The sequence below is a fragment of the Serratia sp. 25CWL12 genome, from assembly GCF_055790885.1.
The window spans coordinates 2,391,606-2,405,569 of record NZ_CM147698.1; the positions used below are offsets into that span (position 1 = coordinate 2,391,606).

Sequence of the window (13,964 nt, forward strand, 5' to 3'; positions counted from 1 at the left end):
TTTTAGTTATCGATGGACTGAGGACTGTATCCAGTTTTGTATATATTCCCCGAGCTGGTTGATGTTGCTCCCTTCCAGCACATCTATTTTCAATGCATTAGCTCGAGCTTTTGTTTCAGCCTCATCGGCTAACTTAATCGCGCTTAACAGTAACGTCTTTCCAAATAATCCTGCCACGCGGCCACCCACAGCATCTAATTTCTGCACGTCATTCTTGTCTGTCTTACCCGATTTGCACTCAATCACTAAGAGACGATTATTTTTATACAATACGCCATCCAGTTCGTTTTTCACTTCACTAGATGTCGATGTGTAGACTTTCATCCCCACTTTAAAATCATCACTAGGTTGTTTACGTAGCATTAACCAAATGAACTCCTCTAGCCACTTTCCGGTGCAATAGCCTTCAGCATTACTCGAATAGAAAATATTTGGGCTAGATTCATTTTTAGGCCAGTAAATCAACTCCGCCTGATTCAATTTCTCTAACGCCAGCTTGATTAAATCAGGTAAAGACGCATCCGACATTTCTATGTGAAATTTATTTTTATTATTTTTATTTCTATTAATACAACTAAAAAGGTTTTCCAACTCTTCGACATTTTCAGCCAGCCACAGCGTTAATTGCTCTCTCGCCAGTGCAGTCTGTACCCAAGCGGGTTTATCAGAATCCGGTAAATGTTTACCACCCCTGGGAGTAAAGCCATGAGCCTTTACACTGGTTTCCAAATCGAGCAAATCAGAAAATGGGATAGGCTGAGTATCGATCGGATGGAGAAAGTCAAACTGTTGATTTTCGCTATCGGTATAGATAATACGATGATTAGTTAATGATGATAATTTACTGGCTAACAGCAATGCCATCTGTTTAGTGCCACCTGTCGCATTATAATCTACTGTCACCCCAGGGTATTTCTGCTTTATCTCTTCTACCAAGGTGTTAAAAAAGCTATCAAGCAGGCGACTATCACCACTTGGCATGCGTTTATCGCTTTCTATCGAAATATGCGGCATCTTTTCTTTAATTAGTTGTTCCAATACTTTTGCTTTCTCAGCCATCTCTGCAGAAACCAGCAACATCACTTTCTGCGGTTTTAACGCCAGGATCGGTAATAAGTTAGCCAGTAACTTTTCAGATACAATACACAGCTGAATACAATTCATCACTTTATCCCTATTTGATAATCACAACTTGATAAAGTTGCAGCACCCGCCCTGGCATACAGGGGGATTATGGCGACGTTATGTTGTGTTACTTCATTGAAAGCCCCTAGCCAGATGTCTGGAACAAGCTAAACAATCAACAAGAAGTAACGCGGACAAGCCTTGCAAGGGAACAGCGGGTAAGGATAGCGAATCAACCCCTTCTTCAGCTCTAACACCTGCCTCCAGATGCCCAGATATGAATAAAGGTGAAGAGAGCACAAAGGCCGCTTCCAGTTTGTGGATCACAGATTCACCTCCTTGTTATGCTGGCTTACTCAGGTATGGCCATCGTCAAGGTCAACACACTACCAGTGGCCTCAAAGTCATATCCGCAGCAAATTATATGCTGGATCAGTAGAAGAATTATTAGTATTTTTTAACTGAATGGTCAATTGAACTTTTGCTTATGCAGCAAAAACTTACAGAGTCAGCTTTTTCACCCTTATTTTGCCAATGGCAGAGCCGAGGTTTTTGTAGGTGTTGCCACAGGCAGCAAGGCTAACAGCAATAGTCAGTGCTATGTACCCTTGTTTCGCTGGACTCGGTATAGGATGGTAACGGTTTTACTCGCAACTATTGGCAATGAACATTGTCAGACGCTGATTGCGCTCTTTAACAATTGGGTTAATAATCCGAGTGCCACAGGCCCTAGGTCATTAGTATCATACCAACCTTGGACGTCTAGCCTAGAAAATAGCCATTTATTGACTACACTTTAACCACCCCAAGCAGGCAACTTAAAGGTAGACAATGCGTCATTATCTGGCTTGTTATGATATTCGTGATCCACGGCGGTTAAGGGCAGTTCGCGAAGGTAATAATGGTGCCCTGCTTTTAAAGGGATTAAGACCAGTGAAAATGCTGTCTTCAAACAGCCATTGTTGTAATAATGGTGCCCTGCTTTTAAAGGGATTAAGACTATTGAAACTTTGCGTCTTCATCCCGCTGAACATGTAATAATGGTGCCCTGCTTTTAAAGGGATTAAGACCCATTTTACACCGCCGTTATGATTGCGAAATCATGTAATAATGGTGCCCTTCTTTTAAAGGGATTAAGACACATCAGGATCGTAGCCATTCTCTTCTGCGTAAAGTAATAATGGTGCCCTGCTTTTAAAGGGATTAAGACGCTGTATCAAACCCGTACTTCTCAAGCGCCTCGTGTAATAATGGTGCCCTGCTTTTAAAGGGATTAAGACAAGTCTTGAATAGCCATTTTGTACTCTCCAGATAGTAATAATGGTGCCCTGCTTTTAAAGGGATTAAGACATAGCGGTAAAAACATCAATCACCCCCTGCTGGTGTAATAATGGTGCCCTGCTTTTAAAGGGATTAAGACACCTCTCCACGAAACACCACACACAGGTCTTCACGTAATAATGGTGCCCTGCTTTTAAAGGGATTAAGACATGATGCATAGCCTTATCTTCTGTCATGTGAGGTAATAATGGTGCCCTGCTTTTAAAGGGATTAAGACTGAATTTGATACGCAGAAATGATTTGTTATTAAGTAATAATGGTGCCCTGCTTTTAAAGGGATTAAGACTGAATTTGATACGCAGAAATGATTTGTTATTAAGTAATAATGGTGCCCTGCTTTTAAAGGGATTAAGACTGGCTTAACAAGTGGTGTCAACTCAACTGAAAGAGTAATAATGGTGCCCTGCTTTTAAAGGGATTAAGACTCCGTGAATTCGTCGTTGATATCAGCAGTATCCAAGTAATAATGGTGCCCTGCTTTTAAAGGGATTAAGACTTGACCCCGCAGCTGCATATAATGCAGAAATAGTGTAATAACGGCACCTGCCTTTAAAGGGATTGAAACTGTTAGAACTTGCGTAGTAGTTCATATTATGTAATGTCGGATTGAACATTAACCACTGATCTCAACTCTCATTTTTATTCAATTTAAATGGAATGACAGTCTTCAATCCCTTCCTTCCGTCACAAACACCAACCAGCAAAAATTACTGTTGAATCAGAATTGAGACGAAATGCAACATCGTGAGCACCGAATAATCGGGCTGAACTCGTCATTACCTTCGGCATAATGACCAAAAGGGAACAGAAGGGGGAACAAGGGTAAAGGCATTATCATGAACACTCGTATCGAATTTAAAGCAGCCTTATAGGTAATTAACTTTATTTTCCAACTGAAAAGTTTTAGCCTCTGTTTATTTCAGCAGAAGCTCATCTCGCAGGATAATATCCTGCCATTAAATTCTTAGTGTGACTTTAAGAATTATTATTACTCCACCTATTCAATGGTAAACAGGGCTCCAAACAGTGACGAACTCTAATAATTCAGTTATCCGAATCAGTCAAAAACACCTCACAAGCACTTACTCATACGTAGGTACTTAAGGTCATAAATCACCCACTACAGCACCCGAGTAAATATCTAAGCCCATTGAAAATAATGATGTTTCTTTATCCCGTTTGAGATTTGCTCGTCGCGCATGTTCTGCCAAAAATGCCACTGTAGTACACAGAAAATCCTCTAGAACCACTGGGTTGAGTAAGGCTTCAAGAAGGTTCTGCATCCAGAGTAAGCTGCATCGGGCCACCTTTTGAGTTGAAATACAGACACCTGCAATCAGTCCAGTAGTGAAAGCCACACTCCTCTTTAGTAGAACGGCCAACATACTGCCCCAGACCAGGGTTTGCACAATGTTTTTATCTCGTGTAATGAACGTTTTCAGACCACAAAATGATTTTAACTCTTTGAAAAATAATTCTATCTGCCATCTCATTGAGTAAAGATGACAAATGTCCCATGCAGAAAAGTCACCCCGAGATAAATTGGTGATCAGGTAACCGGTACGTTGGTTCCGTCTATCCCAAAAGGCGATCAGCCGATAGCTTCCAGGACGATTACTCCACTCGAGGCTTAAATCTCGATATTCACCCGGCTCTACGGTTAACTGATTGAACTCACCCTTTTTCAGCTCCATCACGGGTTTACCAAAACAATCCCGAACAATACAGGAATCTGGTTTGAGATTTTTTTTCGCTCGGAAAATGTAGTAACCCCCTGATTGGTTAATGTTATAGCAATAGTTGAGGCTAAAGTAGCCTGCGTCCATCATCACCAAGGTTTCTTTCAATTCATGGGCATAGGGTTGGTATAACCGCTCACTCTCTTTATCGGCATCAATCCCCAGGTAGTTTGCGGTGCCACTCATCAGATCAAGAGTCATATGAAGCTCAATGGCGGCAGGTGCGGTTGGAAATCGCCCCGGGAATACATCCCGAAGGTCAGGATGTAGAGTGAGCGAACTGCCGTCATGTATATGTATATATTTAAATGGAAATTTTTTTGGTAGGTCCTGTTGAAACGGTTGGATTAGCCATTGTGTCATCGCCTCTTCAACCAGTTTTTGCATGAGCCTTGTCAACTGCGGTTTTTTTAATTGATTGTGAAAAGGTTTATAATAAATCAGTGAGTTAGAGATACTTCCCAATGTCCTATGGATGTCAGCCAAATTGGCATGACGCTGATCGCTGAGTGTTCGGACAATGGCAAAAACCATATGGACAGGTTGTACATTACGTAATCGTTGAATAAATTTAAAACTACGAGCTAATTCAAGTAGATAAAAAGGGTTAAACAGGGCTTTTAGCGTATCGCTCAGCGTGGTAATCTTCATAGGTGTCGTGGCCTTGAGTGGACCTTTTTGTGGTGAAAATATCTGATCATAGTCACGGCGCAACTTCAAGTTTTTTCTGATTTTTATCAATGTATTACGCTAAGATCCTACCTATGAGCACTTACTATGCCCTCACATATTTATTGATAAAGTGATATTTTATTTTTTATATATTCATATAGCTGCAGGATATCATTTTCAGATGCAAATACTCTTTCCGGTATCACAATACACCGATTATCTTTCATTTGAATAAAAATAAACCCTTCTTTTCTGTATGTTCGCTTAATATAATCCCAGTATACTTTCCCGCTCCCATTGTGTTGTATTGTTTCTATATAAAATCTATTTATTTTTATTCTCAATGAAATCTCTTCATCCTCTTTTTCCTTTTCATCATTGTTTTTTATCATTATTTTAAAAATGTAATCATGAATTTCATTCAGCAAAATAAAAAAACCAAAAAGAGAAATTGCAATAATAGAAAAAACTCTTTGTTTGTCCAAGAATGCAGCATCCTGGTTTTTTTTAAAGATTAATGACATCAGTATCATAAAGATAATTAGGCCACTGAATGCCAGTACAATAAAAGCAGCCTTTTTTACGTATAAAATTAAATCATACGGCTTTATCATCTCTTTCTTTTCATGTTCTTTAATGAATTTGCTCGCTTCCGTTCTCTCAAGAACTGATAAAGAAAAATCAAATATGAACCTGCTTTTTGATATCATACATAACCCCATAGATTTTTAACTAGCACAGCACTTTGCTCTGATCAGGCTGTTTTTTAAGGAGTATATCATCGAGCATACGACTTTAGTTTGACCAAAGCCAACCATTATGGCAACTCGCCGTCAGCGACTGCTATTCTCGCGCCACACACTACACAACGGCACTGAGTTCGAGAACAGGCGACACACATCTTCCACGCATTATTCCGATAATGTGCGCCATTGCCGCGATTTACACCATCCCAGATTTCATGACATTCCGAGCAGGTTCCGAAAGATCGGTAAAGTACAGTGTTTGCACATGACTCAGAGCAATAGAGTGGTTCAAAATTAAGCGGCATAATTTATCTCAAACCGATGACTTGGCTTACCGCCTGTTGAACCGAAATACACCCACTTTTCCACCTGAAGTTACTCCTCTAAACCTATAAGCTGTTATTTATTTCTGACAATAAATAATAGCGGAAATACCCTATTTTCACTGGTTACCAGGCGGTTTTGAATTGATTGATCGGCTACTGATATCCACTCGTTCAGCCAGAAAATCCAGAAAAGCGCGCACACGCAACGGCAGATGACCACCCTGCCCGACATACACGGCATGGATTTCTTCGATATAGCCAGGATTGCAATCTTCGAGTACCGGTATCAGCCGACCAGCAGCGATATCCTCACACACCTGAAAGGCGGCAAGACGCGCCAACCCTAACCCAGCCAAAGCGAGGCGACGCATCGCCTCACCATCACTGACTTGAGCATTACCACTAATAGGTATCACCGTATCCTTGTCACCCTGACGCAATAACCAGCCAGGTTGGGCACGCACGTAATTCGGCCCGAGACGATTGTGCTGGTATAAATCTTCTGGCGTCACTGGGGTACCATGGCGAGCCAAATAGTCAGGTGACGCAACAATTATCTTGCTTGTCTGCCCCAATTTGCGCGCCATCAGGTTAGAGCTTTTGAGCGGCCCCGCACGCACGGCCACATCGGTACGCTCCTCCAGAAGATCGATGACCTCATCGGTCAGCATAATATCCAGCATAACCTCAGGATAGCGCGCCATAAATTCAGGTATCAACGGCAGCAGGAAGTGATGCCCAAAGGGCACATTGGCATTGACCCTTAACCGGCCACGTGGCGTGGTGTTTTCACTGGCGCAGCGATCTGCCTCGTCCAAATCAGCCAGGATGCGCACTACGCGTTCGTAGTAGGCACAGCCTTCTGGTGTCAGTTGCAGTTGTCGTGTGGAGCGATTCACTAGCCGCGTACCTAGCCGTTGCTCCAGTCGTGCCACCAGCTTGCTGACTGCTGAGGGGGTTATGCCACAGGCACGGGCGGCGGCAGAAAAACCACCTAGCTCAATCACACGCACAAATACTTCCAATTCGCCGGAACGGTTGACTTCTTGGCGGGCCATGGCTGCCTCCTTGATGAAGTTAATTCACAAATGTTATTCCAATAAGCCGTCTATCGCCATAATGTCTTTTAATTCACAATTAATGCACAATTTAATTTTGAGTTCATTAGTATGAAAAACCACTTTAAATCATTTTTTACCACTTCATCCCAGGTAGTACTTACTTGGGCTCTGGTAATAAGTGCTGTCACAGTAACCACCACTGCGGTAGCGGCCTCGCCTTCCTGGGTGGCAACTTGGGGTGCCAGTCCACAGCCAGTATGGGGGTCAGATTTTCCGCTTCCTACCAATATTCCCACTGAGCTGCATGATCAAACCGTGCGCCAGGTGGCGCGCATCAGCCTGGGTGGCGAGCGTTTTCGTCTCGTGCTGTCCAATACCCATGGCAGCCAACCGCTCACCGTCGGCAAAGTCACCTTCGCACAGGCGCATAACAACCACAGCATTGCTGCCGATAGCTTACGCACGGTGACATTTGGTGGCCAAGAAACAGCGACGATCCTCCCTGGTGCTTTGTTGATCAGCGATCCTGTGGCATCACCCATCCCCGCCCTGAATCAGGTGGCAGTAAGCGTTTATCTACCGAAAGCTACCCCTATGAGTACCTTCCATTGGGATGGCCGCCAGACTAGCTGGATTGTTGCAGGCGATCAAACCTCGGCGCTGGAACTTAAGGTGACAGAGGCTTCCGCCCAGAGCACCACGGCACGCCCGCTGTTGGTGGGGGTTCAGGTCAAAACTGAACAAACGGCACAGGCCGTTGTGGTGCTCGGCGATTCCATTACTGATGGTAATACTGCCAGTCTGGATAAAGACAGCCGCTGGCCTGACTTCCTGGCTAAGCGCCTTGCCCCGCAGGGTGTCAGTGTTATCAATGCTGGCATCTCCGGTGCTCGTCTTCTGTCTGACGGTATGGGGGTCAATGCATTGGCACGGTTAGAACGTGATGTGCTGGCGCAACCAGGCGTGCAAAGCGTTATTGTCATGATAGGGATTAACGATATTGCCTGGCCGGGTACCATTTTCGCCCCGCAAAGTCCAAAACCTACATTTGAGGCATTAACAGCGGGTTATCGCCAACTGGCTGAGCAGGTTCATGCTCGCGGCCTGCGGGTGATCGGCGCTACATTGACACCATTCGAAGGGGCATTGCCCGGTACGCCGATGGACAATTACTACCAGCCGGATAAAGAGGCCTTACGCCAACAAGTGAATGCCTGGATACGCCGGAGTGGCACCTTTGATGCCGTTATTGATTTTGATGCGGTGTTACGTGACCCTGTGCATCCTACCCGCCTGCTGCCGCGTTTTGACTCTGGTGACCGGCTCCATCCTGGCGATGAAGGTAACCGAGCGATGGCAGAGGCCGTTGATCTTAAAATGTTATTTCCTGGCAACAAGGTCTTATTAAAGGCAGCTCACTGACAGGAGCACTAAACCAGGCTTTCCCGTTATTGACTGGGCAATCTGGAGCGTTTCGTCAGCCGCCCATAACCTATACGGATGCCGATAACATCCCTACCGCACTAATGGCCGAGGGTTATGCACAACGCACCTCGGCCAGACTTATCATTACCGAAGGGCATAAAGATCAGCCAGTCAGAGCAAGGTCTGGGTACCGGTTATTCACAACCCGGAACAGCTGGCTGGCTGGCGCAAATAATGTTATCAAGCCGCGTTCAATCTAATAATCAAATCTCTGAGCCAGCGATAGCCTATATGTCCGTGGCTACGTTCATGCCAGATAAGGCTGACTTCAAAATCTTCCTTGAGCCAGGGGAGTTCCACAACCCTCAGTGGGGTAAAGGATTCCTGAATTAATCGTCGCGGGACTAGCGCAACCAAATCACTCCTTGAAACTATCCCAGGGATGGTCAGGAATGACGCAGCAGACATCACCACTTTACGCTGGAAACCTGATGCTGCCAGAACAGCATCAACAGGTGTGGTAAATCCCCCACCGGAAGTTGACACGATAATATGCTGTTGTTTAGCAAAATCATTCATTGTCATTGTGTCATTGAGATCAGGATGGCCTAAACGCCCAATCAGGACATAGGTTTCATAAAATAAATGATGAACTCTGAGATTTGTTTGCACCTTGTCAGGCGTGGCAATGACTGCATCGACTGTTCCCTCCATTAATTGCTGTTCTAACTGATTCGGGTCATAGTTTCGAACAGCAATCCGTACCCCTGGAGCCATGTTTTGCAGGGTCAGGACCAGTGGCATTACTACCGCTGCCTGTACGTAATCGGTACAAGCCAGTGTTGCAGTCAGTGAGGCACTGTCAGGATTAAAATCTTCCAGCGATTGCATGGTATAACGTATCTTTTCCAGTGCCTCCCTCAGTGGAGCTATAAGCTCAAGGGCTTTAGCTGTCGGCGTCATTCCCCGTCGTCCTGGAATAAGCAGCGGATCTTTAAAGATTTGCCTGAGTCGATTGAGTTGGGCGCTCACCGCAGGTTGGCTGAGATGGAGCCGCATCGCTGCCTTGGTCACATTCTGTTCAGCCAGTAAAGTCTCCAGAGTCAGCAACAGATTTAAATCCAATTTTCTGGTATCCATATGATGGATTCCTTGACATAAATAAATCGATTTCACTTATCCCTCATTCGTTCTGATAATGCAATCACGGCATATCTGAGAAATAAGGTGAAATGATGTTATCTGACAATAGACCACGTATAACCGTTTTTGGCGCAATGAGTAAACAAGGGCGCAGCGTTACGCGCACGTTACTGCAATGTGGGCGCTATCGTGTGCGAGCATTAACCAGAAATAGCGGTTCATCAATAGCTTTAGAACTGGCGCTCCTTGGTGCCGAACTCAAAGAAGTCTCCATTGAGCCCAACATGCAACATAATCTGGTTGAAGCATTTAAGGATTCATTCGGCGTGTTTTTAATGACTCCAGGCTTCATTCCTGAATCCCGCCATACGGATACAAACGAAACAGCGTTGGGACGACAACTTGCTGATGCTGCTGTTGAGGCCGGGGTGGAACATATTATTTTCAGCAGTCTGGAAAATGTTGAGCAGATATCAGGTGGTACGTTATGGGTCCCTCACTTCACTGATAAAGCCAAAATTGAGGATTACATCCGCACCTTGCCTGTGATCTCCTCGTTTATTCAGATGGCCTTTTTCTATACCAACCTGCTCGAATATTATCAACCACGTAAAGAAGGTGACCATCTGGTTTTTCCCATCTATCTTCCAGAGGATTTTCGCGCACCTTTTGTCGACCCACTCACTGCCACCGGACCGGCAGTGCTAGAGATGTTTGATCATTCAGAAAAATATTCTGGGTGCACACTCCCGGTTATCGGAGAATTTCTTTCCCCTCGGGAACTGGTTGAAACATTCAGTCGGGTTACTGGAAAGAAAGCCGTTTACAGTTCAGCCTTTAGCCGAGATGAATTGCTGCAGCATTTTCCTGCCTTTGCCGAGAATAATGCGTTGGTTGATGAGATGACCGGGATGGCAGAATATGCGGTCAAATATGGCTACTTTGCTAAAAACCGCGACTTGCAGTGGAGCAGGGAAATCAACCCAGCCACCCTGACGTGGGAAGACTTTCTGATAAATTCAGGTTGGCAAGGAGATGCACTCTCTTTTTCGGCTTAATTAAGCTGAAAAATGAAATCGCACCTACAGATATATTCTGCAGGTAGAGGTTTACTTTAATAGTTAACCGCTTTGATCATGAAAATGGTTTGCTGCATGGTATTGAACTTTCGGGCTATTGTGCTGCTGATGCTCCCAGTGTTTATAAACCGCATCACTGCCAATTTTTGTTATTCATTCCGTGGTGAAGGATGGCTATACGCATCGTAATAAGGACCCTCGGAAAAAATGGCCCTTTGCTCTGAAACAAAAGGCCGCCGCCGTTTGGTCAATTGATAACGCACCCTAGCCGTGCGGCATCCGCTCGAATGCCTGCAATGAGGGATCGATGGTGTCCCACTCCAACCCACGGACGTGGTAGGTAAGCGCCTGTGGTGCAAAGCGGCCGGGCTCATCCAGGCTACCGGCCGGGACGGCGATCAACTCTGGCATGGCGGCAAAGCGCAAGTAGACAGGCGTTCCACAGACCGGGCAAAAAGCATGGCTCTTCACGTTGCCGTTATCGCCCGCCACTTCCCAGTGCGTCGCCTCGCCGGTGATCATCATGTCGCCCTGCGCGGGAAAGGTCAGCCAGGAGCCATGCCCGGTGCCACTTCGCCGCTGGCAGTCGCGACACTGGCAATGATTCTGGAAGATGGGTGCTTGCTTGGTGGTGTAGCGAATCGCACCGCACGCGCATCCGCCGGTATAAGGTTGGTTCATGAGTGACTCCCGTTTGAGGTCGCCTTCGGTTTAGCGAAGACGTCAATGCCCTGCCCGGTTTCCAGCAGCGATTTCAAGCTGGAAAGCACGATTGGCCAGCCCTTCTGAATGCCCATAGCCATACTGCTGCCGGCCTCGAGTTCATCGTGGGTGACGGTCAAGCGCACCATGTCGTCGTAATCCTCAATGTCGAAACTCACGCGGCTGATGTTGGCCGGATCACTGGCCTGCGAGGGGCTCGCCCAAGTGATGACCAAGCGAACTGGCGGCACCACCTCAACCACCTTGCCGACAATATTGACGTCGCGCTGTTCGTCGGCACGTACATGTTCCCAGTCCGACCCGGGCTTCCAGTCGGAAAGGTTCTCATGCCCCCAGTAGCGCTGCGCAACCTCCGGCTTGGTGATGGCCTCAAACACCTTTTTCCGGCGTCGAACGGATGTAGGTCACATAAACGAAACTCGTCTGTTCTTTGCTCATCGTTATTCCCCTTCAAGTTCTTTCTTCAGGTCGTACAGCAGGCTGAGCCGCTGACGTTCGAATTTACGCACCCACCGCTCATAGACTTCATGCAGCGGTACCGGATTGATGAAATGCAGCTTCTCCCTTCCCCGCCAAACCGTGTTCACCAGATTGGCCTCCTCCAGAATCCCGATGTGCTGGGTGACCGACTGCCGCCTCATGTCCAACTGCTCGCAGAGCTGGCCCAGCGTCTGCCCATTGTTCTCGCACAACAGGTCGAGCAACTTTCTGCGTGTCGGGTCGCCCAGCGCTTTGAAAACTTTGTCAGTGTCCATTAGTTGTCTATGTGTGAGGTGTGAAACGTGAGAAATTATATGCAGGTAATTACCTGCATGTCAAATTATGCATCAGCTTATATTCGGCAAAATGGCTCACCTGAAGCTATACGGTGCTATCGCCATGTGCCACAGCAAGATCGTCATGGTCTTCTTAGGCCCAACTGCCTCTGTGCCAAGACAGGCGATGGGTCAATTTTAGCGCCTTCAGGAAATCGTCATCGTGCGATACCACCAGCATGGCACCAGGAAAATTCACTAATGCCGCTTCCACCGCCTGGGTCGATACCAAATCCAAGTGGTTGGTTGGCTCATCCAGCAATAACAGTTGGGCTGGCTCACGGCACCACAGCATGCAGGCCAGCGCCGCTTTCAACCTTTCTCCACCACTCAATGACGCTAACGGCAGCATGACTTGTTCTGCATTCAACTGCAATTGGGCCAATTGGCTACGTAACGCCCCTTCTGCCAACGGCGTATTTTGCAAACCAAGGTGATCAAGCACCGAGCGCGTCAGATCCAGTTGAGACAAGTCTTGATCGAGATAGGCCACCGTCACCGAACAACAGCAATTACCAGCACTCGGGGAGAGTTGACCCAGAATTACTTTCAGCAGTGTGGACTTGCCACAGCCGTTTGGTCCGGTAAGTGCCACGCGCATCGGGCCATTCATTCGCCAATTGAGTGGAGGCATCGTAGTAAAAGGTAATTGCAGTTGTTCAAGTACCAATACCTGCTTGTGCGTAGCCACCGCACTACCCGGTAAGGTCAGCATCACCGGATTATCCTCTTCAACCCTTGCACGAGCGGCTTGTACGGCCTGATCCAGCGTATTTTTTTGCCCCTGATGTTGCTTGCGCAGTGAGCCCATAACATCACGGGCTGCCGCTTTACTTGCTGATTTTTCAGGAGAGGATAGGTTGAGTGTGCCTACCTTTTTCAGCTTATGGGCGGCATGGCGTTGGTATTCATCATGTTTTTTCTGTAACCGAACCCGAGTACGCCGCCTTTCCAACACCGCATGTTCCAACTGAGCTTGTGCCGCTTGCTGCTCCTGTTCTCGTTGTCGATAGTAATCATGGTAATTACCCCCGTAGTTGCGCAAGGCGTCAGGAGTCAGTTCCACAATTCGCTGCATTCGAGTCAGTAACTGCCGATCATGACTGGCGATCAATAAACCCCCTCGCCAGTCTGCAATCTGCTGATACAGCCATTCACGGCCAGCAGCGTCAAGATGGTTGGTCGGTTCATCCAACAATATGAAATCAACTTTGGTCAAAAACGCGCCGCACAGTATGGCTCGCATACGTTCGCCACCGCTCAAATCACTGGCTGGCCGCTGTGGTTCAAAAGCAGGTAATCCTGCATCGGTAAACGCCACTTTAAGGCGTTCAGCCAGATCCCACTGCCCGTCAAGATGTTCGAAATCGTCCAATTGCGGGCACCCCTGCTCAAGACGAACCTGTGCAGCAAAAATCTGTTCATAGCCAAGTAATTGCGACAGTGAGGTCTGCTCAATGATAGACGATTGTTGTGCGACATAAGTAAAGGAAGCTTTAGCTTCAATATGCCCATCAGCAGGTAGATCTAACCCAGCGATCATACGTAATAGACGTGTTTTCCCAACACCATTACGCCCTACCAACCCATAATGCTGTTGTTCAAAAGCAAGATTAAAAGGACCAAACAGCGTTTCACCGTTGGCAAACTGGCAGGTTAACTGGTGTAAAACAAAATAAGGGGATTGCGCAAAATGAGCCATAAGCACTCCTGAGTGAAATCAAAAATATCCCCTACCGCACTGGTGTGCAGGATATGGGGCAAGATAT

The 13,964-nt window shown here is 46.5% G+C and carries 11 protein-coding genes and 1 CRISPR repeat array; of the genes, 2 read left to right on the top strand and 9 right to left on the bottom strand.

Features of this window, described 5'->3' with window-relative positions:
- Positions 1 to 6: 6 nt before the first annotated feature.
- The 4 genes from ACX9GV_RS10395 to ACX9GV_RS10410 form a co-directional block, all read right to left on the bottom strand.
- Positions 7 to 1,164: a Card1-like endonuclease domain-containing protein gene (locus ACX9GV_RS10395; RefSeq protein ID WP_473195460.1), complete on the bottom strand. Its 1,158-nt coding sequence runs from the start codon at positions 1,162 to 1,164 to the stop codon at positions 7 to 9.
- An 856-nt stretch (positions 1,165 to 2,020) separates the two neighbouring features.
- Positions 2,021 to 2,962: direct repeats of the CRISPR family, unit length 36 nt; unit sequence GTAATAATGGTGCCCTGCTTTTAAAGGGATTAAGAC.
- A 610-nt stretch (positions 2,963 to 3,572) separates the two neighbouring features.
- Positions 3,573 to 4,856 carry an IS4 family transposase gene (locus ACX9GV_RS10400; RefSeq protein WP_473195461.1) on the bottom strand — a complete coding sequence of 428 codons (1,284 nt, stop codon included), beginning with the start codon at positions 4,854 to 4,856 and terminating at the stop codon, positions 3,573 to 3,575.
- A gap of 140 nt (positions 4,857 to 4,996) precedes the next feature.
- Entirely contained in the window at positions 4,997 to 5,587 is a 591-nt protein-coding gene (locus ACX9GV_RS10405) for a YcxB family protein (protein ID WP_473195462.1), read from the bottom strand.
- A gap of 478 nt (positions 5,588 to 6,065) precedes the next feature.
- On the bottom strand, positions 6,066 to 7,007 hold the full coding sequence (locus tag ACX9GV_RS10410) for a LysR family transcriptional regulator (RefSeq protein ID WP_473195463.1): 942 nt from the start codon (positions 7,005 to 7,007) through the stop codon (positions 6,066 to 6,068).
- A gap of 111 nt (positions 7,008 to 7,118) precedes the next feature.
- Between ACX9GV_RS10410 and ACX9GV_RS10415 the strand changes: the two genes are divergently transcribed.
- Positions 7,119 to 8,432, top strand: coding sequence for an SGNH/GDSL hydrolase family protein (locus ACX9GV_RS10415; protein ID WP_473195464.1), 1,314 nt, complete (start codon positions 7,119 to 7,121; stop codon positions 8,430 to 8,432).
- A gap of 243 nt (positions 8,433 to 8,675) precedes the next feature.
- On the opposite strand, the gene ACX9GV_RS10420 is transcribed toward ACX9GV_RS10415, so the two are convergent.
- Positions 8,676 to 9,575, bottom strand: a complete 900-nt coding sequence (locus ACX9GV_RS10420; RefSeq protein WP_473195465.1) for a LysR family transcriptional regulator — start codon at positions 9,573 to 9,575, stop codon at positions 8,676 to 8,678.
- A 92-nt stretch (positions 9,576 to 9,667) separates the two neighbouring features.
- Here ACX9GV_RS10420 and ACX9GV_RS10425 point away from each other — a divergent pair, with 92 nt between their 5' ends.
- Entirely contained in the window at positions 9,668 to 10,636 is a 969-nt protein-coding gene (locus tag ACX9GV_RS10425; RefSeq protein ID WP_473195466.1) for an NmrA/HSCARG family protein, read from the top strand.
- A gap of 285 nt (positions 10,637 to 10,921) precedes the next feature.
- On the opposite strand, the gene ACX9GV_RS10430 is transcribed toward ACX9GV_RS10425, so the two are convergent.
- The 4 genes from ACX9GV_RS10430 to ACX9GV_RS10445 form a co-directional block, all read right to left on the bottom strand.
- Complete coding sequence (locus ACX9GV_RS10430; RefSeq protein WP_473195467.1) at positions 10,922 to 11,338, bottom strand: GFA family protein; 417 nt, start codon at positions 11,336 to 11,338, stop codon at positions 10,922 to 10,924.
- Positions 11,335 to 11,757, bottom strand: coding sequence for an SRPBCC family protein (locus ACX9GV_RS10435; protein ID WP_473195468.1), 423 nt, complete (start codon positions 11,755 to 11,757; stop codon positions 11,335 to 11,337). Before ACX9GV_RS10435 ends, ACX9GV_RS10430 begins: the two co-directional genes overlap by 4 nt.
- 63 nt (positions 11,758 to 11,820) lie before the next feature.
- On the bottom strand, positions 11,821 to 12,135 hold the full coding sequence (locus ACX9GV_RS10440; RefSeq protein WP_023491716.1) for an ArsR/SmtB family transcription factor: 315 nt from the start codon (positions 12,133 to 12,135) through the stop codon (positions 11,821 to 11,823).
- A 154-nt stretch (positions 12,136 to 12,289) separates the two neighbouring features.
- Entirely contained in the window at positions 12,290 to 13,897 is a 1,608-nt protein-coding gene (locus ACX9GV_RS10445) for an ABC-F family ATP-binding cassette domain-containing protein (protein WP_473195469.1), read from the bottom strand.
- Between the last annotated feature and the right edge of the window lie 67 nt (positions 13,898 to 13,964).